16 protein-coding genes are annotated in these 24,166 nt (G+C 63.9%); 11 read left to right on the forward strand and 5 right to left on the reverse strand.

The features are described from left to right. Positions 1 to 12: 12 nt before the first annotated feature. Positions 13 to 5,265, forward strand: a complete 5,253-nt coding sequence (locus EPN29_05110) for an ATP-binding protein (GenBank protein ID TAN33660.1) — start codon at positions 13 to 15, stop codon at positions 5,263 to 5,265. Between the two features lie 420 nt (positions 5,266 to 5,685). On the opposite strand, the gene EPN29_05115 is transcribed toward EPN29_05110, so the two are convergent. Together EPN29_05115 and EPN29_05120 are read right to left on the reverse strand one after the other, a co-directional pair. Further along, positions 5,686 to 6,570, reverse strand: a complete 885-nt coding sequence (locus EPN29_05115) for a nucleotidyl transferase AbiEii/AbiGii toxin family protein (protein ID TAN33661.1) — start codon at positions 6,568 to 6,570, stop codon at positions 5,686 to 5,688. After that, positions 6,528 to 7,313: a hypothetical protein gene (locus tag EPN29_05120; protein ID TAN33662.1), complete on the reverse strand. Its 786-nt coding sequence runs from the start codon at positions 7,311 to 7,313 to the stop codon at positions 6,528 to 6,530. The genes EPN29_05115 and EPN29_05120 overlap by 43 nt, the downstream gene beginning before the upstream one ends. Before the next feature lie 190 nt (positions 7,314 to 7,503). Here EPN29_05120 and EPN29_05125 point away from each other — a divergent pair, with 190 nt between their 5' ends. Further along, positions 7,504 to 8,217 carry a DNA-binding protein gene (locus tag EPN29_05125; protein ID TAN33663.1) on the forward strand — a complete coding sequence of 238 codons (714 nt, stop codon included), beginning with the start codon at positions 7,504 to 7,506 and terminating at the stop codon, positions 8,215 to 8,217. A gap of 522 nt (positions 8,218 to 8,739) precedes the next feature. Here EPN29_05125 and EPN29_05130 read toward each other — a convergent pair. After that, positions 8,740 to 9,771 (reverse strand): hypothetical protein, encoded by a 1,032-nt coding sequence (locus EPN29_05130; GenBank protein TAN33664.1) that lies wholly within the window; start codon positions 9,769 to 9,771, stop codon positions 8,740 to 8,742. 190 nt (positions 9,772 to 9,961) lie between these two features. Between EPN29_05130 and EPN29_05135 the strand changes: the two genes are divergently transcribed. The 6 genes from EPN29_05135 (at position 9,962) to EPN29_05160 (ending at position 16,284) form a co-directional block, all read left to right on the forward strand. Further along, entirely contained in the window at positions 9,962 to 11,878 is a 1,917-nt protein-coding gene (locus EPN29_05135) for a response regulator (protein TAN33665.1), read from the forward strand. Between the two features lie 358 nt (positions 11,879 to 12,236). Further along, positions 12,237 to 13,052 carry an STAS domain-containing protein gene (locus EPN29_05140; GenBank protein ID TAN33756.1) on the forward strand — a complete coding sequence of 272 codons (816 nt, stop codon included), beginning with the start codon at positions 12,237 to 12,239 and terminating at the stop codon, positions 13,050 to 13,052. Positions 13,053 to 13,058: 6 nt separating this feature from the next. Beyond that, the gene (locus EPN29_05145; GenBank protein TAN33666.1) at positions 13,059 to 13,433 is read left to right on the forward strand and encodes an STAS domain-containing protein; all 375 of its coding nucleotides are present in this window, start codon (positions 13,059 to 13,061) and stop codon (positions 13,431 to 13,433) included. Further along, positions 13,423 to 13,824, forward strand: coding sequence for an ATP-binding protein (locus tag EPN29_05150; GenBank protein ID TAN33757.1), 402 nt, complete (start codon positions 13,423 to 13,425; stop codon positions 13,822 to 13,824). Before EPN29_05145 ends, EPN29_05150 begins: the two co-directional genes overlap by 11 nt. Further along, a complete protein-coding gene (locus EPN29_05155; protein ID TAN33667.1) occupies positions 13,812 to 14,462 on the forward strand; it encodes a stage II sporulation protein E (SpoIIE) in 651 nt (216 codons plus the stop codon). The genes EPN29_05150 and EPN29_05155 overlap by 13 nt, the downstream gene beginning before the upstream one ends. Before the next feature lie 124 nt (positions 14,463 to 14,586). Then, positions 14,587 to 16,284 (forward strand): response regulator, encoded by a 1,698-nt coding sequence (locus EPN29_05160; GenBank protein TAN33668.1) that lies wholly within the window; start codon positions 14,587 to 14,589, stop codon positions 16,282 to 16,284. Between the two features lie 43 nt (positions 16,285 to 16,327). Here EPN29_05160 and EPN29_05165 read toward each other — a convergent pair whose 3' ends face one another. Both EPN29_05165 and EPN29_05170 read right to left on the reverse strand, forming a co-directional pair. Continuing rightward, on the reverse strand, positions 16,328 to 17,533 hold the full coding sequence (locus tag EPN29_05165; protein ID TAN33758.1) for a glutamate-1-semialdehyde 2,1-aminomutase: 1,206 nt from the start codon (positions 17,531 to 17,533) through the stop codon (positions 16,328 to 16,330). Positions 17,534 to 17,538: 5 nt separating this feature from the next. Next, on the reverse strand, positions 17,539 to 18,690 hold the full coding sequence (locus EPN29_05170) for a hypothetical protein (GenBank protein TAN33669.1): 1,152 nt from the start codon (positions 18,688 to 18,690) through the stop codon (positions 17,539 to 17,541). On the opposite strand from EPN29_05170, the gene EPN29_05175 reads away from it, so the two are divergent. The 3 genes from EPN29_05175 (at position 18,647) to EPN29_05185 (ending at position 24,165) form a co-directional block, all read left to right on the forward strand. Further along, positions 18,647 to 20,548: a hypothetical protein gene (locus tag EPN29_05175; protein TAN33670.1), complete on the forward strand. Its 1,902-nt coding sequence runs from the start codon at positions 18,647 to 18,649 to the stop codon at positions 20,546 to 20,548. The genes EPN29_05170 and EPN29_05175 overlap by 44 nt on opposite strands. A 336-nt stretch (positions 20,549 to 20,884) precedes the next feature. Next, positions 20,885 to 22,081: a crotonyl-CoA carboxylase/reductase gene (ccrA, locus tag EPN29_05180; GenBank protein ID TAN33759.1), complete on the forward strand. Its 1,197-nt coding sequence runs from the start codon at positions 20,885 to 20,887 to the stop codon at positions 22,079 to 22,081. Next, a complete protein-coding gene (locus tag EPN29_05185) occupies positions 22,081 to 24,165 on the forward strand; it encodes a CoA-binding protein (protein TAN33671.1) in 2,085 nt (694 codons plus the stop codon). The genes ccrA and EPN29_05185 overlap by 1 nt, the downstream gene beginning before the upstream one ends. Position 24,166 lies beyond the last annotated feature (1 nt).

Genomic DNA, 24,166 nt, shown 5'->3' on the forward strand with positions numbered 1-24,166 from the left:
GTCTTGGTCGCGATGCCGGAAGGAGACGTCCAGGCTGCTTGGCTCGAAGTCCTCCTTGGGCATCTCAAAGAGGAACTGGCTCATGCCGAACCGGGACAGTGTCTAAGGGTTGGCGGCCTACCCCGCTCGCTTCTCGAGACAGCAATCGGCTCGCTCTACGCCGGGAATGGCACCACGGTTCGCATCGGGCTCGTTGACCGAACCAGCGGACCCGAGCCGTGGCGTGTTGGTGTTCACCGGATCGTGGAATATCGGAATCTGGAAGGCCCGGTCGTCCTGGCAGCGATACCCCCTGATGTGAAGCTGGCGGCCGGCGATAGCGTCGACATATCCGTATTTCGCGAAATTCGCACGGAGAGTCTTGGAGATCTGGTGACCCTGACGCTGTTGGCTCAGCTGAACGGATGGGTGGGGCCTTCCGTCGAGCTTCTTCTTGAGGACCTTGATAGAAGGGGTTTTGCATTCTCAGAGAGTCAGCAACACGAGTTCCTCGCCACCGTCGCGAGTCAGCCTCGGGAAGTATGGGCAGTCGGTGCGGCGCTCGGGGTTCTCGGTCTCGTGCCCGATTTCGCGCTGTTTGACCAGCCCGGGGAGATGTCGTTTCGTCTGGGCCAGCGGAATCTCCCGGTGGTTAAGGCGCTCGAAGGAAAGTCGGGGACGTTGCTTGAGCGAGTTCTTCGACTTCCGGTCACCGAGCAGCCCTTTCGAGAGAAGCTCTTCAAGCTCCTAACCAGTTATGGCGGTGATATCGCGCCAGCCCTCCGGGCTATAGCCACTGAACTTCGGTGGCGCGACCTGTCTCTTGATCTCTGGCCATTTGGCGACGAAGTGGTGCCTCCAGGCGAAATCCGGGTCGAGGTGTCGCCTCTCCGACTCCCACGACGCATTGACGATGGCCTGTTGTTGTGGGACCCCGGGACAAAGGTGAAAGTGGGATGGAGTACGACACCACCGCCGGCCGATGTCACCGGCCTTGCAGCCTTCCGAGTGGAGCTCGTGACCTCGGAGCGGGAGGTAGTCTGGGAGTCTCCCCTCATACGTCGGGGTACCGGCAAGTCCAGTCACCGGAGCCGGACCGTGCGTGACCTCCACGACATTGAGCCCGGCATCCACTTCTTCCGTGTCACGGCAAATGCCGAGTCTGCCGATCCCTTTCCTGTTCAACCACTGCGTAATCCCGAAGAGGGCGACGGTGGCAAGCGGACTAATGAGACCGAAGACTTCCTTGTGCTCGCTCCCAGTGATGTCGGTGAGACTTCGGTCGCACCCACCAGAGCCTACTTCGTGGGTGGGCATACGGAGGCCGAACTGCTCGCGCGTTCGGCTGCCATTGGGTCTACGCGACCTGTCGATGGAATCGTAATGACCGACGCATCCTGGGACAACAGCATTGAGGCTGCCACCGACGTAGCCACGGCTACCCTCAGATTTGATCTGCGCCAGTACACCGTTCGCCTGAGTCAACGGCTCCGGCAGCTCGAAACTCAACTCCTCGCGACGCCAACTCACGGCGGGCACGTCTACGTCAACCTTGATCGACGGCACGGCGACCCCGAGGTTGTGCCGCTGGTGATGCCGTCGGAATTTGTCGCGGCGCGACAAGATGCGTTTGAAGCTATTGGGCGAGCATCGTCTCTTGAGGACGGTGGGCCTGCGGTTTGTCTTGTTGATCTATCGAAGGCGTCGGACCAAATCGAGAGGTATGCCCACGCGTACCTAGACTGGCTTGTGAACCGCGACGCTCAAGCGCTTCTGGTTGACGTCATTCGTGTGGACCTGGGCCACGCAGGTCGAGTTGCTCTAGTCGCTCCAACTCACCCGCTCAGACTCCTTTGGATGCTTCAGCATCAAGCCGTCGCGCGTGATTGGATCCGACGACTGGCCGGAGCAGCGTTACCTGTGATGGATCCTATTCAGTTGTTTCGTGACAGTTTCAATGGGTTCGGGTTGCCGCCGCTGGCCGTTCTCGGTGCAAGCGAAGGCTACGTGGACGCTGGCGTCCTTCCTGGTGGATGGGGCCTGTATGTACCACCTAGGCTCAGAGACTCACGGACAATGCTCGCCTCGTTGAAGTCACGCCTCGGTGTGGCGGCGGAGCAGCGTGCCGAGACGGATCTCCAACCTCGGATTTTGGCGGACAAGTTGGAGGCATACCTTCAGCAACATCCCTATACGCCGGCCCTCGTGCTCAACGTCCTAAACCCAGGGGATGGCGGCCTTGTCGTGGCCGCGCTGATTGACTTGGAGAGCCGCATGATGCGCGCTGATCGCACCCTGCGGTATGAGGTCCGACTGTTTGCGGAGGATCCGTCAACTGAGGTTGTAGGTGAGGCCTTCCGCGACTTGATGGAACCAGAACGCCAGGTTGCCGAGGCCGCCGCTCGCCTTGCGGGCCCCGGACGATCGTTCTTGTTCCCGAAGCTCGCCTGGTCGCGCAAGGCAACCGCCCGCTTCCTTGAGGACCCCGAGCGCTTTCCAGCGCACGTAACAATCATTCTCGACGCGTTTCCAGTGATGCTCCGAGTGGCACGTGTCGACCCGGACGATCGCAGCAGCTTCGTCCATGGTTTGATCCAGGAAGCCCCGCGTCGATTCGTGGGTAGGGGCGACGCCTTCTCATGGATACGGCGCCCGGCGCCACGGGCCTGCACCGAACTTGTTGGCGCTCCGGATAGGGCTGCGCTCATTGCAGGTTTGGTTGCCGAAATGGGCTCAACCCAAGCTGCGGTGTTAGCGCCTGGTGCGGATTCGGAGGCAATCACCGGAGTTTCAGCACTGGACCTCTCTCTGGCCGGCCAAACGTTGTTGTACGCGGCGCATTTGGTTTCGACTTGGGTCCTTACGGTCGATTCGAATCTCGGCGTTGACTACTTTGATGCGGCTAGCCGCCAGGAACGCCCCGGTTATCTACTGGATTTCACTCCGGAGTTCGTTGCAACAGGAGGCCGCCAGGTACTGCTGACCACTCGGGCCGCGGATGAGGTCACCCGCTTGGTGGCGCCTCTGACCGAGCAGCTGGACGTAGATCCAGACGGGCCCGGACCATTGCTACTCCTCGAGGCACTGAGGTCGCTATCGGGTCGCCTCGCGATGCGCCTTATGTCGGCACCGAGCCAAGTTCAAGGTGCCCTTGGTATGGCGCTGTCGAGGATCTTCCTTGAGGCCCACGGTCTGCTGGAGGACGCGATCATCATCCCGCTCGACGCCCATCCAGAACTCGCCGTGCCAACGGAAGAGGGAGCGGCCGCCTTGCGAGGGGACCTGTTGGTGGTTTCGGTCGATGCGACCGAGCGCCTTATCGATTTCATGGTGATCGAGAGCAAGTGCCACCGTGGTACCGGCCTGGGCGACGACCTAAGGAATCGCATCGCGCAGCAAGTGACGGCAAGTGCGGAGCGCCTTAGGGCGCTGTTCTGGCCTCTCGAAACGGAGGACCGAGTGGATCGCGCGCTGCGCAGCTGGCAACTCACAACCGTACTGGGTTTCTATCTCGACCGGGCTCGGCGCTATGGTTTGGTCCGACCAACGGCAGCCGCCGCGTTCCACCGATTTATTGCTGACCTTGACCGCGGATACCGTATGTCGATTCGCCGGGCAGGGCTCGTTTTCAGACTCGACGAGCAGTCCTCGTGGTTGGACGAATCCGATCCTGAGATTCCAATTTGGGTCATCGGCAAAGGCTCTATCACGAACATGTTGACTGAGGCGATCCGAGACTTCGTAGTCGCGGCGGAGGAGCCTACGTCTGAGACGGCGTCTGAGTCCGCGGGCGTGAGCCGATTGATCACGAGCACCCGCGATCGCGAACCCACCTGGGAGGATGTCCGGCACACATTCGGTGGACCCGGCTTGGCGACTCGAAGTCGCGATGATAGGGCGGGGAGTGGCGGCGATGATGTAGCAGCGGGTGCCGATCCATCGGGCGAACCGACCGGCGATTTGAACGAAGGCGCCGAGGTCACCCGTGCAAAGGAATCCGCCACTGGTGACGCACCACATCCGAGCACCGTGAAGTCGCATTCAGAAATTGAGGGCGGCGATTTAGACGCAACAGACGGTCCGTCGTGGGATGTGCTTTTAGGCGAATCGCGGTCAACCCCTCAGTACGGCCTTTTGGCATCGGTAGCCTCCGAACCGTGGCGATCAGTAGCACTTGACCTGAACGGCTGCAACACGATCTCCGTTTTCGGTGTGCAAGGAGGAGGTAAGAGCTACACGCTTGGTTCGATTATCGAAATGGCGTGTCAGGAAATACCGGCGATAAGCCGAATCCCACGGCCATTGGGGGCGGTGGTCTTTCACTATCACCAGACGCAGGATTACCCGCCTGAATTCGTCTCGATGGTTGCTCCAAACAAGCACGCAGAGGAAGTGGAGGCGCTCAGGAAAATGGGCGCGGAGCCGGCTGCATTAGACGACGTCCTTCTGTTGACGACCCCCGACACTCTGAGTCGGCGCCGCGAACAGTTCCCCAACATTCAGGTCGAACCGATTGCCTTCTCGAGCGCCGAGTTGACGGTGGCCGACTGGCGCTTTCTCATGGCTGCAACCGGATCGGATGCGCTCTATCTGCGCCTGGTCAATGAGGTGATGCGGCTGCAGCGGGATGATCTCAACCTCGCGAGGATCAGAGACGGCTTGTCGCATGCTGGACTGAATGACGGCCAACTTCGGTTGGCAACCACCAGGCTCGACTTCGCGGCACGTTTTATTGATGATCGGCGCTCACTGCGTTCACTGATGAGACCAGGACGCTTGGTGGTGGTTGATCTGCGCGACGAGTTCGTCGAACGCGATGAGGCACTCGGTCTTTTCGTGACCATGCTCAATGTGTTCTCAGGGGCAGGTATTGACAAGGATCCCTTCAACAAGCTCATCGTCTTTGACGAAGCGCACAAATACATGGGAGGCTCGCTGATCGGCCAGGTCGTCGAGGTCATACGAGAGATGCGGCACAAAGGCGTGTCGATAGTGGTTGCGTCGCAGGACCCTGTGAATGTCCCGTCGTCGGTCATCGAGTTGTCCTCGGCGGTAGTTCTCCATCGGTTCAATTCTCCGAATTGGCTGAAGCACATCCAGCGGTCGCTGACATCGTTGGGGGAACTCACCCCAGGCGCGATGAATGCTCTCCAGCCGGGTGAGGCCTTCGTTTGGTCTAACCGATCAACGGATCCGGTATTTACTCGGCGCGCCGTCAAGGTTCGGATGCGTCCTCGTGTGACCAACCACGGTGGGGCAACGAGGACCGCCGTCGACGATGCATAGACTCCTGTAAGCGAACCCGCCGAGTAGGTGGATTCCCCTTAACCGGCAGGGTTCCAATCTGGATCGCGTGCGGGGATTCTTTGATCCATGGCGGACAACGCGGGGCGTTACAGCATCCAAGTGATCGTGGCTATTCAGCACCGGAATCGGAATGATGCCTTAGCACACCTGCGGCGGAGGCTCGCCGAATGGATGATGGAGGACATCGATGGTAGTGGCAGCTCGCCACTCGCGGGCTCCCTGCTGCATTACACCGTGCTCAGTCATCGATACATCGGGGGAGCTATGAAGGGAAGCCGCACGATCGAGGGGAAGGCTCGAGGTCGTGACTCCGGGGGCCAATGCCTGGTCGAAGGAGAGATTTGAGGAGTTGGCCGGGTGAATCAAGGGAAATAGCTTCGCCACTTGCATTACACACCCTTAGGTCTTCGTTGATGCGCGCCAGCGACCATCTCTGATCGCATCCAAACCCGGGGCGTGCGCCAAGCGGCTCGCCAGCCGCTCCATGACAAGATCCGCAGCGGCCACGAGCTCGTAGCCGGCAGGCGTGGCCGTGACCAAATCATTCAGGTCGCCCGCGAAGTCACGGTCGGCGAGCTTCTCCGCTAGGTTGCCGGCGAAGTCGGAATAGGTGAAGGCGCCGCCCTGCATGTAGTGGTTGAACGCCTGAATGATTCGCTCGTCGTTTGCCTCTGACTCGATGAGGACGTGCCAAAGATCGAAAAGGTCGCGGCCCTTGCTCCGTTGATAGAGGGCGCGGAGCTTCGTGCCCATGAGTTCGTCAAGTTGGAACGTGGGGATGTCAGCCTCACCTGACCACCAGGTTGACGACACCTTGTAATTGCGATTGGTTCTTTCGAAGCAAGGCTCCGTCTCCCGAACATTCATCTCGATGTCGATCCTTATACGCCGCGATCCATCCGTGGATTCCGTGACGAAGACCATGTGGACCATCTGGCCGACCTGCAAGAAACTGTGCTCGACGAGCCCAACGTCGATGGCGATCTTTCGCAGCGCCGCCATGTAGGGCTTGATCCCCGAATGAGTGCGACGCACGTAGTCAAGATCTTCCGAATAGCGCAGAGGCTGGGGCAGATGGAGCTTGTGAAGGCAGGTCCCGCCGCGCATCGCCAACTCATCCCTTAGCAATTCATCGTTGGCGATCTGCACCATGAGCCGCGACAAGATCAAATCCTGTTCGACGTCAGCTTCTGTCGGCCACGGTGCGCGCGCGGCCCACTCTGTGATCTGCGCGCGAGGTATCAAACGTCGGGCTCCACAGCAGCGTTGATTCGAAGTCCCCATCTTCGATCAAGCTCTCCCCGCTTGCGACCGGGAACCAGCAGCGCCGGCTCTCCTTCTTCTGGTCGAGCGACCACGCGCAACCAGTGCGAATCAAGATCAGTGCGAAATCGCTCTATCAACCAGCCGACGCGGCGGACCGTCGCCCTGTTTCGCAGGGGTGCTATGCGGGCGAGGACTTCAGTGTCGAGTTGCCCGATCTCCTTCAGAACCGTCGCAACATTACTGATGCCTCCAGCGAGGCTCGGTCGCCAAGCGAGGTCGACGACCGTCGTTTCAGAGGACGCCACTGTCATGTAACCGGTTTGAACGGTGCGGCGCTCGGTTGGCATATCGGCCACATGCTGGCTGGCAGTGAAACGCAATCGGACTCTCTCGAAGTCGCGATCTGGCAGGGCTTGGGTCGTGACGACACGGAACGTCTGCGGCGCTTGGTGCGATGCCCCATGCAGCGCCGCGGCGTTCAGGAAGCCGACGTAGTAATCGCGTCGTAAGTGCTTCATCATCGCGTCGATGAACCACTCGGCTGGCACAACCTTCCAGGACCGAAACTCTGCCGGAACTACGACATAGAGGCCTCGGGCCGGGCTAAACAGCCGGCCTTCTTTGGTCAAGCGCGCAAGCGATGTTCGCAGGACGGCGTGCTTCTGGCCGGTCATCTCCTCGAGCTCAGCGGTCGTTGCCCAATAGCGGCCCTTGGCGATTAGGACGTCGGGGGTCTCTGACGGGGGAACAGTTGTGGTCATTGTTTCGGGTGAAGTATACCTCTGAGCTACTTTACGTCAAACAATAGACTCCACGAGGGTGATTAGATCGGCTAAAGTATATGGTTTCAATACTTTAGAAGAGCTAGACACCATGGATCGCTTGGTAGCGCCTTTGAATCTATTGCACTCTGGCCAACACTAACGGTGGGGACGAAATGGAGGTGGACACATGAAAATCACGATTGACATCGACGACGACGAGATTCGCCGCCTTCTCGCTCCGCTGGCTCAGCAAGTGCCCGCTCCCCTGGAGCAGACGACAACAAGGCTATTGAACGTCAGGGAGGTAGCCGACCGCCTTGGCGTCAGCCGCAACAAGGTGTATGAGTTGCTCTACAAGGGGGAAATCCACTCGCTAGCTATAGGCCGCACCAGGCGGATCTCACCCGTTGCTCTCGCCGAGTTCATTTCCAGACCGAGAGAGAACACGGTGGACTACGCCCCACCGCCACCGCGGGCTGAGCCCGAGCGATCGGCGAGCTACCGGAGGTCGCCCCGAACCCCTAGCCCGCGAGCTGAACAGCCCAAAACGCGTCGGTCGAAGCCAGGCGATGTGATTGACCTGTCTCCCAAGCCGCTGCCTCCTGCGTCTCGTGATTTGAACATGAGCAGCGAAGAGTTCGAGCGCGCTCTCGCCTCCATGGTCGAGAAGGGCTGGCCGGCGGACGTGGTCGATCAGATCCGAGCCGACCGCAAGGAAGGAGTCCATCGGGTCAATTTACTGACAATCAACGACGCCGCCAAGTACCTGGGTTTGAGTCGCTATGGGGTCGAAAAATTGGTCAAGGCCGGCAAACTACGCCGCTTGACAATCGCACCCATGTATCGGGATCAGAAGCCGGAAACGCGTATCCCAGCCAAAGACATTTTGGCTCTCACTTAGGCACCCTCCGGGCACGTCCAGTGGCTTGCTGCTGCTGCTGCTGCCTGCCGGGTTGCGACCTCGCTCGCGAAGTGTCCGCGCTCCTCAGAATTGCGGCAATGCGCGTGAGCACAACGGGGTCAGTGACCTTCGGTGGGAAACCTTGCGCCGCTCGTTCGGCAACCAGCCGCGCGGCGGCTTCGCGTATCTGCTCAGGCGGAGCCTCGGGCCGGCGCCTGGCGCGAGCGTCATACATGGGCATCGACATCAGGCTATCGCCTTGCGTGTGTCATCGACCCCAACGGTCGCGCAGTTTTTCTAGCGCCAGGTAAAATGCGAGGGTTCGCTGAAGACGATCAGCGAGCCGCCCAAACGGTTAGTGGACCGTTGGGTTAAGGGCCCTTTGGGGCCGGTTCTGAATTCAACAACACCACAAGGGTCTTCAAAACCGTCTGCGGGGCGCTGCTGAGGCGTCCTGGGTGGGTTCGATTCCCATCCATCCCCGCCAAGTTCGGCGCCGATGACAGCCACGGAGTCACCGACCTACTGAAGCGGAAACGGCGGCTGCCACCAGGCAGGCACGTCGTCGACCTCGATGGCGCCCACCCATTTGACCCACCAGAAGCCGCGCCCTTCGGGTACGACCAGGCGTGCGGGGAAGCCGTGCCCGGGATCCAGTGCGTAGCCCCCGACGCGAGTGGCCAGCAGGAGTGAGCTCGCCTGATCGATCGGGAACCGGCGGTCGTAGCCGGTGATCGAGACGACGCGGATGCTTGTGCCGTCCACTTTTCCAATCAGGTGATCCAGTCGTGCGCCGGTCCACTCTTGGGTCGAGAAAAAACCGCCGGTGCAGTCTAGCGTTGCCCTCATTCGGTCATCGAAGGCGAAGAGCTCGGCATACGACCATTCGCGCCCGCCCGCGGTCAACCGCCACGCGTGCTGGTTGGTCTGCGGGACCGCATCGAACATCCATGAGCTGATGGGCATCAGGTCTGGCTGGTAAGAGCCGGCCTCGTATGAGCCGGTGAACCGGCGCACCGCGCCTGGCATGGCGGTCGCCCTGACCACGACTTCGCTTGCCGCATAGGCCACGGTCGCGCCGGCGACGACGGCTCCCGCAAGCAGCACGTTGCGCCGGGACAGATCGGTAGGGCGGACGCGGACAGGCCGCGAGGCCACATGCCAGATGGCGAACGGAACTGCGGCGATCGCACTCCCCACGTGAAAGTCCATCGCGGTGAGAGGACCCCAATAGATGAGCAGGCCGGTGGAGTGGAGCAGGCCGGCCACCAGCGAGATCAGCACCAGCACACCGAAAAGGACGGACGCCCAACGACCGGGCCGGGGTCGACCAAGTCCCCGCCGACCGATCATCGACTTCCAAGGCAGCAGGATGAGGATCCCGAAGCCACCCGCCGCGTGGATGGCAAGCGACCATCGAGCAGGTGCGGTGGCGAAGGCGAACGCGAGCCAGCCAGTGAGGAATGCGATCGCCAGGAAAGCGAGCAAGGCAAGGTTGGTTCGCGCCCCACGCGCGATGGCCACCGGCGGCCACGCCGAGAGCCGTGCGCTCATGGTGTGAGCCTACGGCCCGTCTAACTGGGTCGCAAGCAGCAGCCAGACCGCGCAGCGCGGCCGCCCGTCCCAAGTCCCCAGGGCCAGCGAGGCAATGCACCGATAGGTGTCCAAATGCCAACCGTAAGGGAGTTGTCAACTGGCTTGGGGTCCATACTTAACGGGCTCGACGCGGGCGACGCCAAGCACCATGCGAACTCACGAAGGGAGCGCCAGTAGAACCCTGTCCGGCTTGCCAGCGTCGGAAGTTGCAAGTGTTGATGGCGAGACGGCCGGCGGAGCCGAACTCATGCGGGCGGCGCTGGGTGGCGAAGGGCGCTATGAACCGCACGAGGTTAGCCGAGCCCGGGCTGTCATCTGGTTAAACCTGGCTTGCGTTGCAGCATGGGTTGTCATCAACAGTGCCGCGGCCTGGTGGCTGCATAACGTTCGGCCCCTCGGCGTCGCCGGGGCGGGGTTGGCAATGGCCGTAACGTGGACTTGGGCGCTCCGAGATATCTCGCACGGTCGAATGCCGCGGGCGGTTGCGGCCTACACCGTGTCGGGCCTGCTGCTTCTCCTGGCCATGGGGCTGTTCGTTCCGGAGCTGTCGCTCTTGTTCACCTTCGCGACGTTCATATTCCTGGCGTTCGGTTTGTCGTACATGAGCGGACGCGCATCGATGCAGGTGGTGGCCTTGACAGTTGGGGTCGCGCTGATTTTGCTTGTTACCTCGGTCGCGCTGCGCTGGACGAGCGGCGTCCCGGACCAGCTCTACCGATGGGTCAATCTGGTCGGCATGCTGATGGCGCTATCGATTGATGGAACCATGTTCATCATGCTCCGCCGAACCCTGGAGGCTCGAGCCAGTCGCGTAATCGATGCCGAACGTGCAGCGGCGGAGTTGAAGCAGAAGCTTTCCCAGCAGGAGCGACTCGAGAGCCTGGGTCAGCTCGCCGGCGGCGTCGCGCACGACTTCAACAACCTGCTCGGCGTAATCCTCAACTTCGCGCTGTTCGCCAAAGAGAAGATCTTGGCCTCGGGCCAAGCAGATGGCGAGCTCAACACTGAACAACTGACGTCAGCCGCCAGCGATATCGATCGAGTCGTCAGAGCGAGCGAAAGCGCATCGCGGTTGACGCATCAATTGCTCGCGTTCGCCCGACGAGAGGTGTTACGGCCACAGCCGCTGGAGGTGAACGCGGTCGTGCGTGAGTTGGAGCCACTCTTACGTCGAACTCTCGGCGAGCATATCGAGTTCAGCACTTCATTGAGCGCGGAACCGTGGCGTGCCCTAGTGGATAAGGGCCAGCTCGAGCAGGTTCTGACCAATTTGGCGATCAACGCACGCGACGCGATGCCCAACGGTGGCCGGCTCGTGATCGATACCGACAACGTGGATGCTGACGAGGCGTACGCGGCTGGTCGCCCGGGGTTCAAACCCGGACGTTATGTGAGAGTCCGGGTCACCGACACCGGGACGGGGATGGACGAACACACCCTCCAGCACGTTTTCGAGCCGTTCTTCACCACCAAGGAAAGGGGGCGTGGCACTGGCCTGGGACTTGCGACTGTGCATGGGATCATCGAGCAGTCCGGCGGATTCATCACCATCTATTCGGAGCTCGGACACGGAACCCGTGTGAGCGCGATGCTGCCGGCGACTGAGCACATGCCCGCCGGGCTCAGCGTTCAGCCGAAGCCAATGGGGCATGTGGAGTCTGGGACGATCCTCGTCGTTGAGGACGCTGCCGACTTGCGCGAGGTGACGGAGCGAATCCTGACCGGAAATGGCTATAACGTCATCTCAGCCAGCGACGGGCCGATGGCAATTGAAGCGGCTCGCCGCTATGAGGCCAAGATCGACCTTTTGCTGACCGACGTGGTGATGCCGAAGATGGACGGCCAGGACCTAGCCGATGCCATCGCTTCAACCCGGCCTGACATCCACGTACTTTTCATGTCTGGTTATGCCGAGCCAATGCTCGGAAAGTCAGGGGTTTTGGACGCGAGCATCCTCCTTTTGGAGAAACCTTTCACCGGGCTAACTTTGTTGGCCCGAGTGCGTGAAGCCTTCGGCACCATTACCCCGGCAGCGCCCGCAACGACGCCCCCTTCAATCACGTGAAGCACAACACCTCCGGCGGCCCCCGGCGTCACGCCACCTGGTGCAGCAACGCCGGTAATGAACCGTGACAAATGCTGGCGCTTAGCGACTTGATTGAAGTGCTTCGACCCAAACCCATCGAGGTGTGTTCAAAGCCGACGACCGCCACGTTGAGTCTGTATGGTTGCGGTTAACGTCCGCGTGCAAGCGTTGGCTGCAACGTTTTTGCGAATACTTCCCCGATGTTGTGAGGCAATTCATGAGCACCAAGCAGATTGATCCAGTCGGAGCGGAGCTGTTCACTGAAGCGGAACAGGAGGCGCTCCGACACCTCTGGGACGTGTACGAGCGGCATTTCGATGAGATCCAGGCCGCCACGATGACCGCTGCGGTGGCTGATCCGGACCTCAAGAATATCCTCGCCCAGATGTCACCGAGCCGGATGGAGGCCGAACAGCTGAGGTCCAAACTTCAACTGCAGCGGGCGATGCAGGAGGGCCACTGGCAGCCGGTCCTCGACGATATCCGCCAGCAGGGCGGCCACTACGCGCGGATTGGGCTGCCATTCTCGTCATGGTTTTTGATTGTCACCGCGGCTCAGAAGGCGATCCTGGAGCGGCTGTTTGAGGCGTACAGCAAGGATCCGGCCGGCCTCCAGCGGATCGTGCTGGCGCTGAACAAGTGGCTCTTCGACATCTCGCTGGCGCGCATTGGCGAGCAATATCTGGACACCAGGGAACATGTCATCAAGCAGCAGCAGCAGGCAATCAAAGAACTTTCAACCCCCGTCCTGCCGGTCCGCAGCGGGCTGCTCCTGCTGCCGATCATCGGCGTCATTGACAGTGAGCGGGCGCGGCAGCTGACGGAGCAATTGCTGGAGGGAATCCGCACTCATCGAGCCAAGGCGGTGGTGATCGACCTCACCGGCGTGCCGGCCGTGGATTCGGCGGTGGCCAACCACCTCTTGCAGACAGTTCGCGCGGCCAAGCTGCTGGGGGCTAACGCCGTGATAACCGGGATTTCGACCGAGAACGCGCAGACCCTGACGCGGATCGGAGTCGACCTGAGCGGTCTTTTGACCACGAGCGACCTGCAGAGTGGAATCGACGAGGCGGAATGGTTGCTCCAAGTCGCCCGGGCTCATCGCGAATCGGCGGCCAATGGGCTGCACGCGCAGCAAGCGACCAATCGCTAGCAGCGTATGGCAGTGCCAATCCTGAAGCAAGGGGACTACCTGATCGGCTCGATACAGAGCGCGCTCACCGATACCGACATGATCGACTTTCGGAGCACGCTCGCCGACCAGGTCGGCAAGAACCGATCACGGGCGGTCATCATCGATGTGAGCGGCTTGGACGTCATCGACTCGTTTACGGCGCGGACCCTGCAAGACATCACCCACACCGTAAAGCTGAAGGGAGCCGCGGCGGTGGTGGTCGGCATTCAGCCGCAAGTGGCGTTTGCGATGGTTCAGCTTGGTCTGTACCTCGATGGCGTTGCTACCGCCCTGGACCTCGATGAGGGCCTCGCCTTGCTGAATGCGGCGACTGCAGGTTGGCGTGCGCGTGGCCGATGAACTACACATCCCGATCGTTTCCGAAGTCGATATCGTCATGGCTCGTCAGCAAGGGCGCGCACTCGCCGCGGAGCTGGGCTTTGCGAGCAGTGAGCAGGCTCTCATCGCGACCGCGATTTCAGAGCTGGCGCGCAACATCCTCCTTTATGCCGGCCGGGGTCTGGTCCAAATCACCACGGAGCACAGAGCCGGGCGTGCAGGGATTGGTGTAGTCGCCAGCGATCGAGGCCCCGGCATCCAAGATCTGCAACGAGCCCTCGAGGATGGGTTCTCAACCGGAAGGGGACTGGGCCTCGGCCTTCCTGGCACCAAGCGAATCATGGACGACTTCGAGCTGGTTTCTGAAGTCGGCAAGGGTACCCGCGTGGCCGTCAAGAAATGGGTTCGCTGATGTTCCAGGAGCCGGCGGCGCTTCGGCTGGATTGGGGCGTGGCCTTGCAGGCGCAGCCAGGTCAGTCGGAATGCGGGGACGCCTGGGCCGTTGAGCCTGTCCCGGACGGGTTCCTTTTGGCAGTGGTCGACGGGCTCGGCCACGGCGCGGCAGCGGCTCGCGCGTCCCGGCGCGCGGTCGAGATCATCAGGAGCCTGGCTTCGAAGCCTCTTGAAACCATCTTCGGCGCGTGCCACAAAGCTCTGCTTGGCTCTCGTGGCGCCGCCATCAGCGCCGCGCGAATCAATACCAGCGGTCTGAGTCTGATGTGGCTGAGCGTCGGTAACGTCGAGGGCCTGGTCATCAACCGAGCTACCGGACACCCGCCTGAGCGGCAGCGCGAAACTCTATTGGAGCGAGGGGGCGTCGTCGGATACGAGCTTCCGACGTTGCGGCCCGCCACCATCTCATTCGAGCCGGGAGCGGTTCTGGTGCTGGCGACGGATGGCGTCAGGCATGGGTTTGCGCTCGACGTGCGCACCGAGCTGGAAGCCCAGCCGGCGGCTGACCACATCCTTGCCCGCTACGGCCGTGGGACCGACGACGCCCTGGTGATGGTCGCACGGCTGCTACGAGGCGGCAGAGATCAAGACTCCTGAGCCGGAGCCAAGACAGCGGTACAGAGAAGCACTCCGGGAGTACGTCGGGGGAGGCGGTGAGGACTCGCTGCTTGTCGGCTATTCGATCGGCAGGGAGACGATAGCCGAAGGGCTGACCTCGCTCGTGGCTCTGCATGGCGAAGCCCTCAAGCATTTGGTCACGGGTGAGGCGGCACCAGAGCACCTTTCGGGGATCGTCGAGCTTTCGACGCAATTCCTGGAGGAAGCTTTGGCGCCGTTCGAAATGACGGTTCGGGGCTTTCAGGAAGCCAACGACCGGCTCGTACTCGCCAACATGGAGTTGAAGCGGGCGGACGAGATGGAGAAGCGCTTCCTGGCGAACATGAGCCACGAGCTGCGCACTCCGCTCAACGCGATACTCGGCTTTGCGGAGCTTCTGCTGGACGACCGCGAAAATGGGTTGAGGCCTGAACGCCGCCGCGCCTTCCTGGAGACCATCCATCGATCTGGCAAGCATCTCCTGGCCGTCATCAATGACATCTTGGACCTGGCCAAGGTCGATGCAGGGCAGATGACCATCGCCGCTGAGCCGGTGGCCGGCGCTGATGCGGTCTCGGAGGTGATCGGCCTGATCGAGCCTCTGGCCCGAGAACGGGGCATCGTCCTGGAGGCCAAGGTTAGGCCTTCCATCCGGATCATCGCGGACCCAGGCCGGCTAAAGCAGATCCTGCTCAACCTGCTGTCCAACGCGATCAAGTTCAGCCAGAACGGAGGCCGGGTCTGCGTGACCGCGCGCCGGCAACGTCACGAGATCCGTTTTGAGGTCACCGACACCGGTATCGGGATCGCCCCCGAGGACCACAGGCGCCTGTTCGTCGAATTCCAGCAGCTGGCTGGCGGTCTGGATCGGCGCCAGCAAGGCACGGGTCTCGGATTGGCGCTCACCAAACGCTTGGTCGAGCTGCACGGCGGCAAGATTGGTGTCCGCAGCGCTCTGGCCCAGGGCAGCACGTTCTGGTTCACGATGCCCGTCGCCTTGGATACCGAGACAGGCGCGGAGCCACTGGCGCGGGAATTGGAAGGCGATAGCACCGGGCCGCTTGTGTTGGTGGTTGAAGACGATCCCAAAGCGGCTGAGCTGCTGGTTCATTACCTGCGGTCGGCCGGGTACCGGCCGGAGGTGGCCAGACACGGTGGGGAAGCGCTCGAGAAGGCAAAGCGCCTGCAGCCCGTGGCCATAACGCTGGACGTTCTGCTGCCGAAGCTGGACGGCTGGGAGGTGCTCGCCCGGCTCAAGCGCGACAGGAAGACGGCCCACATCCCGGTGGTGGTGGTCTCGGTCGTCGACGAACAGTCGCTCGGCCGAGTCCTGGGTGCGGCCGACTACTTCGTCAAGCCGGTCAGCCGGGACGCCCTCATCGCCCGCCTCAGCCGCTACGCCTTCACCGCCAAAGTGAAGGAGCGCGAGGTCACAGTACTGCTCGTGGACGATGAGCTCGAGGCGTTGGAACTTCTCGCCAACATCCTTGAGCCACTCGGCTTCACGGTCATCAAAGCGGCGAGTGGTGAGGAGGGCATCCAATCGACCAGGCGGTGCCGGCCCGACCTGGTGATTCTCGACCTCATGATGCCGGGCATGACTGGATTCGAGGTCGTCAAGGTGCTGAAGGCGGATCTGTACACGCGGGCCATCCCCATCCTGATCGTCACCGCCAAAGACATGAACGAGCACGACAAGGCGGCGCTCAATGGTGATGTGGAGGCGGTGCTCAGCAAGGGCTCGCTCGCCTCAATGGATCTGCTCGCCTGGTTGGAGGAAGCGCTCGGCGCTCATGCGCCCAGGGCTGACACCGCAGTCTGAGCACCGGCGAACCCCTTGCCGTCAGCTGCCGCGCGCCGTGCGCTCAGGTTCGGGCTGAGTCGACTGTCCGGCGCACGGCGTCCAGGTCGTGCGCGGCGGAAACGAACCACGCTTCGTACTGAGACGGTGGCAACAGCACGCCGTGCGCCCGCATCAGGTTGAAGAAACGCGCGAACTCGGCAGGCCCCCCAGGCAGGAACACGGTCAGTAAGGACGCAACGCGAGCGATCCGGGCGTTGGGCAGAGCGCGCCGGAGACCCGCCTCGAGTTCGGCCGAAACATCCTCAAGCCGCTCGTAGACCGCGGGCTCAAGGCTGCGCAACGTCGCCTCGCCGGCCGCCATGACCGCGGGGTGGCCGGAGAGCGTGCCCGCCTGGTAGACAGGCCCGGACGGCGCCACCAGGTCCATGAGATCCGACCGCCCCCCGTATGCCCCGATCGGGAGTCCGCCGCCGATCACCTTGCCGAGCACGGTCAAATCCGGTGTGACTCCATACCTTTCCTGGGCGCCGCCGCGGGCGACCCGGAAGCCCGTGATCACCTCGTCGAAGACCAACAGAGCCCCGTGCTCGGAGGTGACTCGACGCAGGCCTTCGAGGAAGCCTGGCGCCGGCGGAACCACGCCCATGTTCGCCGCCACCGGCTCCACGATCACGGCGGCGACCTTCCCGGGGTTGGCGGCGAGGGCGGAAGCCACCGCTTCGAGGTCGTTGTAGGGCCCCACCAGTGTCTGGGCCGCAACCGCTTCTGTCACCCCGGCGCTCCCGGGCAGGCTCAACGTCGCCAGGCCGGATCCTGCTCGGGCGAGGAGGCCGTCGGAGTGCCCGTGGTAGCAACCTTCGAACTTCAGGACCAGGTCTCGCCCGGTCGCGGCCCGAGCGACCCGAAGCGCGCTCATGACCGCCTCCGTCCCCGAGTTGACGAAGCGCATCCGTTCGACCGATGGCATGCGCTCGCGGATCAGAGCCCCCAGCCGAACCTCCGCCGAGGTGGTGACTCCGAATGGGCCTCCGGCCGCCACCGCGGCCGCCACCGCGGTGCTGACGGCGGGGTGAGCGTGGCCGAGGATGAGTGGCCCGTAGGCGCACACATAGTCGACATACTCACGACCGGCCTCGTCCCACACGCGAGCGCCCTGGCCGCGTACGAGCAACGGCGGCTCGCCGCCGACCGCACCGTAGGCGCGCACCGGGCTGTTGACGCCGCCGGGGAAGAGGTCCGCGGCCTTCACCGGGCCGGATTCATGCATACCCGTCACGAGCGGTGTCGCGGTCGGCACTCCAGCCAGCGCATGTAATCGGCGGTCTTGAGCTCGACCACGGACTGGGCGGCTTCGACGTACGCCTGGGGCCCGGACTGACTGCGGTCGTACAAGTCGTCGATGGCCAAAAAGTCCGCGCCCAAACGCAGGCGCTCACGCGCCGCCACGGCTGGAGGCGAGGACAGGTCCGCCGTCGGCGGGAGTCCGGCCGCCGCCGCCCAGGGGCCGGCCAGCGCCACCGCGATGGCGGACATCTGGGGCGCGAGACCGACGGCTTCCGCCAGGTCCGCCGCCGACGCCTTACGTTCTCGGGCCAGCCGCTCCGCGCGCGTCCGCGTCCGGCTCGCGATCGTCACCTGTGCCTGCCGGCGGTTGAGCGCTCTCGCCAGGAGCGCACCCATTCGGCCCGCGCCGACCACCAACACCGGCTCGCCGCCGAGCGGCACCCGACCGGACAACCACTCGACGGCGCGGTCGGCCAGGCTGGGCGCTTCGCTCCGGCGTCCAGTCCGCACCCGGCGTCCGGTCGCGATGGCGGTCTCGAATAACCGGATCAGGGAGCCGTCGATGAGCCGATCCGCCCGCGCATCGGCCAGTCCCTGGCGGACCTGGTGCAGGACCTCGTCCTCTCCGGTCACGGCGCTTTCAATACCGGCCGCGACCCGGAGCAGGTGCGCCACAGCCGAGGTCGACTGCAGTTGCGGTACGTGGTCAGTGGGGATGGCTCCCAGCCCGTACAGCTCGACGCGGTGACATGTGGCCAGGAGGACGCGGCGGCTGTCCGACCGGCTCTCGCTCTCCCACCGCTCCTTGAGCACTTCGCGCTCCGCGGCGGAAAACTCTCCTGCGGTGGCGGTCAACGCCCAGGGGGCGTCCATCGGGACTTCACCAATGGGGGCCCGGTCCCTGGCCACGAGCTCTTCCATCGTTCGAAGTCTACGCAAACCAGCCGTTCGCCCCGGCCCTTCCCGCCGGCGCGCGCGGCTGCTCAATCTGTGTCGCCGGACGCCTCGACTCGGCACATCGGGGGCATTGCCGCCTCGCCCGCCGGGTCGCAAGAGTTGATCAACAGTCGGTTCGGCTTTCAAGCGGAGGAAGCTCATGCGACGAATGCGACGGTCCTTCCACTCAATTGGGGCCAACATGCTCCGAGAAGCCAAGGAGGCGAATCAGGAGGCGGCGGCCACGGGGGTCCCCCTCGATGAGGTGACCGACATGCGCGCGGAGCGGCGCGCCCATGCACGGGCCGGCGCCAAGGAGCGGTTGGAAACCTACAACGACGCCGCGCGGCGAGTGGTCGAGCGCGGCTCGCAAGAGGACCACGTGGACAAATGGGTGGCGATGGGGAATCTCCGATTGGCCCGAAGCGCCGGTCGGGATGAGGCGTTCGGGGGGAATGCGCAAGAGGACCGTGTGGCCCGGTGGTTTGCCTCGCAGGACAAGCTCATGACCAGGCGCACCCTGCTCAAGGGCGCCGGTGCCGCCGCGGCCGGCCTCGCCGCTGCGGCGATGCTCGGGGGTGGCTTGCAGCCCAAGCGAGTTGCCGCCGGCGGCGTACCCACCATCGCGATCATCGGCGGCGGGCTGGCGGGTCTCCGCTGTGGGCACGTCCTCGCGACCAGCGGCGGCGGGGGAACGCCCTTCAATCTCTACGACGCGCAGGGTTTCGGCGGGCGTTGCGAGACCAATCGGGGCTATTTCCTCAACGGCCAGGTCGCCGACGACCACGGCGAGTCCATCTCCTCCGAGCACGCCTCGATGCTCAGCCTGGTGACCCTGTTCAACCTCCAGCTGGAGGACACCAATCTCGCCGAGTCAAACGGACGGGTGACCGCCTACTGGGTCAACGGGGGCCGCTATACGCAGGCCCAGGTCAACACGGACTGGCACAACACCTACTACCAGGTCATCCACAACGCGGTGGTCGCCGCTCCGTGGCCGCAGTCCTACAGCAACCACAACGCACAGGGCGTGGCCTGGGACAACCAGGACGTCGTCACCTGGATGAACCAGAACTTCCCAGGGGGCTCGACGACCAACTTCGGGGCGGTTTGCATGCAGGTCATCCGGGACGAGTACGGAGGCGAGCCCAGCGACTCGTCGGCGCTCGACCTGACCATGATCCTGGGCTACAACGACAGCATCGGCGGCAGGGGCTTCCAGAACAACACCAGCCCCGTATGGGCGGGCACGGACGAGCGATGGCACGTCATCGGGGGCAACGACCAAATAGTCACCGGGCTGATCAATCAGATCCCCGCCGGCCAGCTCCACTCGAACGTGGCGCTCGTGAAGATCAACAACAATGGCAGCACGACCGGGCCTTACACCCTGACGCTCCAGCCACAACCCAGTGGCTCCAGCTACACCGTGACGGTCCAGGGCCTGGTGCTTTGCAATCCGTTCAAGTCGATGCGCAGCAAGGTCGACCTCACGCAGGCCGGCTTCACGAGCCTGAAGATGAACGCCATCAACAACCTGGGCATGGGGACCAGCGGCAAGCTCTTCATGCAGTTCAACGGGCACCCCTGGCAAACCAACGGCTACAGCGGAGTGACCTTTCAGGACAACGGCTTCATCAGCTCCGGGTGGGAGGTGCCCAACAACAACTACGCGGGAGCGACTTCGATCTGGGTCGCGTTCCCGGGCGGGAACTACACCAACCAGATCCTGACCACCTACGGCATCACCCAGCACGAGCAGGTCACGCCCGCCCAGTGCATCACCGACACGCTGGCGCAGCTTGAACCGGTTCTGCCTGGGGTGACCGCGGCGTACAACGGCAAGGCCTGGGCCCATTTCGGCAGCAACGACCCCTGGGTGCAGGGTGGTTACTCGTACTGGCGGGTCGGCCAGGCGACGACCATCGGCGGCTACGAGGGGGTGCAGGAGGGCTACGTTCACTTCGGCGGAGAGCACACCAGCCATGACTTCCAGGGGTTCATGGAGGGCGCGACCACCAGCGGGGAGCGTTGCGCCAAGGAGATCGGGCCCAAGGGCTGACGCCTGAGGCTTGACGCGACCGGTCGACTGAGGGGGCCACGCTCGGCCCCCTCAGCACATGCATCGTCGGCGTCGAGACCATGGCGGCAGAAGGTCATGGGGTTGGCGCAGCGCGAACTGTGACGTTGCCCGACCGGGGCTGGCGCACAGTGGCTGCCCGAGGTCGGGCGTAAACGGCTACAAAGGAATCGTCGTGCTGCCTTTGGATCCGCCACGAGCGCCGGCGTCTGTTTTTGGAGTTGCCGCCACGCTCCTGCAGACCGGGGAGGAGACGTGACAGCGAAAGGTCGGCTGGCGCCCGGCGGCCAAAGCGTCAGCGGCGTGGTGCCGCGGCGGATGTTTGCGCAGGTGGTCCGTCAAGACCGCTTCGGCGATCCCCGCACGGCCTTTCAGATCGAGCAGGTGGCGGTCCCCGAGATCCGGCCGGACGAGGTCCTGATCCGGGTGATGGCCGCCGGGGTCAACTTCAACAACGTGTGGGCCGCACGCGGCGTCCCCATCGACGTGATCGCCAGCCGCCAGCGCGCGGGCGAGCCATGGGATTTCCACATCGGCGGCAGCGACGCATCCGGCGTCGTCCAAGCGGTGGGCTCGGCGGTGACCAATGTCCACGCCGACGACGAAGTCATCGTCCATCCCGGCTATTGGGACGCTGAGGATCCCTGGGTCAAGTCAGGCCGCGACCCGATGGTCAATGGTCGAATCTGGGGCTACGACACCAACTTCGGCTCCTTCGCCGAGTTCTGCGTCGCCCAGGGCCATCAGGTCCTGCCCAAGGCCGAGCACCTGACCTGGGAAGAGGCGGCGGCCCCCACGCTGGTCGGCACCACCGCCTACCGGATGCTCCACGGCTGGAGGGGCCATGAGGTGAAGCGGGGCGACGTGGTCCTCGTCTGGGGAGGCTCTGGCGGGTTGGGCGGCCAGGCCGTCCAGCTCTGCCGGCTGGCCGGCGCTCGCGCCGTGGCCGTGGTCTCCAGTGACGAGCGCGGCGAGTACTGCAAGCGGCTGGGAGCGGCCGGCTACGTCGACCGCAAGCAGTTCAATCACTGGGGCGTCCCACCCCATTGGGACGATGCCCAGGGGCAGAAGGCTTGGACCGGGGAGGCGCGCCGCTTCGGCAAGGCGATCTGGGAGGCACTCGGCGAGCGGCGCAATCCGGCGATCGTTTTCGAGCACCCCGGCGAGGAGACCATCCCAATTTCGATCTTCGTCTGCGAAGAGGGCGGCATGGTCGTCATCTGCGCCGGGACGACCGGCTACTCGGCGATGGTCGACGTCCGCTACCTGTGGGTGCGGCAGAAGCGCTTCCAGGGGTCGCACGGATGCAACGACGAGCAGGCGATTGCCTACAACGACCTCGTGCGCGCCGGGAAGATCGATCCCTGCCTGGGCCGCGTGGTGAAGTTCGAGGAGGTCGGCCAGGTCCACCATGAGATGGGCGAGGGCAGCGCGCCCGCGGGCAACACGGTCGTCCTTGTCGGCGCGGCGCAACCGGGGCTGGGCAGGCGCTCAGACAAGATCGTCGCGGATTGATGGCCGCGTCTGAGCCGGCGCCGGTGCTCGCGGAGCTGACCAAGGCAAAGGTGGTGGCCGTCGTCGGTGCATCGCCACGGAATGCGGCCGCCCAGGTCACGATCTCGAACCTGCGCCGGTTCGGCGCCGGCGGTCGTTGCTACGCGGTCCACCCAGGAGCGAGCTCGGACGCGGGTGCGATCCCGGTCGCCTCGCTGGCGGATATTCCGGAGCCCGTCGACCTGTGCGTCCCCCTGGTTGGAGCCGGCAGCCTGCTGAGCGTCGTGGACGCGGCGGCCGGGTTCGGTGTGAAGCGCTTCGTCATCCCAGGCGGTGGCGGGAACGAGGGCGGTCTGGAGATCGCGAACGACCTCAAGGCGCTGATCCGCGCGCGCGGCCTGAGCATCGTCGGGCCCAATTGCATGGGGTTCGTCTCGTTTCGGAACGGCCCGGCTCCCTACATCGGAAGCATCGAGCCGGGAGTGCAAGCCGGCCATGTCGGCCTGGTGTCCCACTCGGGATCGATCTGCGAGATCTGCACCGCCCTCCCATGGCGCATCGGGTTCTCTCACGTCATTTCGCTGGGCAACGAGTTCGGGCTCGACATGGCGGCGGCGCTGGAGTTCCTTGTCGCCGACGCCGAGACCAGAGTCATCGGGCTCTTCGTCGAAGGCATCCGGCGTCCTTCTGAGTTACGGGAGGGTCTGGAGGCGGCGGCGCGACTCGACAAGCCGGTGGTCGTCCTGAAGGTTGGCCGCTCCGCGATCGGCCGTTTGGGAGCGGCCTCGCACACGGGGTCCATGGTCGGCGACTGCGACGTTTTCAGCGGCGTGCTGCGGGCCGCCAACGCCATCGAGGTCCGCGACGTCGACCAGATGCTCGTGCTGCTGGAGATCCTGGGCAAGGGTCTGCTGCGGCCGGCGGGAAAGGTGGTCCTGGTCGGGGATTCGGGCGGCCAGGCCAACCTCTTTGCGGACCTCGCCTCGGATCACGGTGTCGATCTTCCCCGCCTGGGCGAGGACACCGCTTCTGAGCTGAGGCGTCTTTTTCCCAAGCTCCACCCCGCCGCGAATCCGCTCGACCTGTGGGCCCTGGGGCCCCCTCGGGAGGTCTATGACAAAGGCGTCTCAACGCTGCTCTCGGGAGAGCCCCATCTGACCGTGTTCGGCCTCGACAAGTTTCTTTCGACCAGTCAGGCGGGGCGCGACCTGGTCGCGGCGGCGCTCGCTGGGGTGAGCACGCCGGGCAGCGCTCTGCTCATGGCCTACGGCGGCTCGGACTCCGCCGACCCCGCTCTGCTGGAGGCGTGCTGGCGCCAGGGCATTGCCGTCACCAAAGGAGCGGACCTCACCCTCGCGGCGCTCGCTGCAGTGGACCGCTGGCATGCCTGGCGTGGCGGTTCCAAGACTCGGGACGGGGCGCGCGGAGCAGTCGAGGAGGCGGCGTTCGAAGCGCTCGCGGAGGCGCTTGGGGATGGTGAGCTTGCCTGGAGCGAGCACGCCTCGAAGCAATTGCTGCAACGCGTCGGCATACCGGTGCCGAACGAGGTCGAGGTCAGGACCGTGGACGCGGCGGTCGCCAGCGCCTCCGACATGGGCTATCCCGTCGCGATCAAGGCTTCCCGGCCGAATCTTCCGCATAAGAGCGACGGCAACGGCGTGCGGCTGAATCTGGGCTCGGAGGGGGCCGTCGCCGGTGCAGCGGCCGAATTGCTGGCCGCCTTTCCCGCCGTGTTGGTTTGCGAGCAGGTCTCAGCCGAGCTGGAGCTAATCGTCTCCGCCTTTTGCGATCCCGACTTTGGGCCCTGCTGCCTGGTTGGCGTGGGTGGATCCTGGGTCGAGATGCTCGGAGATCCCATCGTGGTCGCCGGTCCCGGATCGTTCGAGGCGGTCAGGCGCGCGCTCGCGTCTCGGCGCTGGGGCCGGCTCCTTCTCGACGGGGCCCGGGGACGCCAGTTTCCAGTCGACGCGGTGGCTGCAATCGTCCTCCGGCTGATTGGCGTGGTCGGAAGTGCCCGAGGCCGGGTCAAGGTGATCGAGGTGAATCCGCTGTTCGTGCGGGCGAACGGCGTGGTGGCGGTCGACGCGCTGGTGATTCCCGCATAAG

The sequence above is a fragment of the bacterium genome (genome assembly GCA_004299235.1).
Classification (GTDB): domain Bacteria; phylum Chloroflexota; class Dormibacteria; order Dormibacterales; family Dormibacteraceae; genus SCQL01.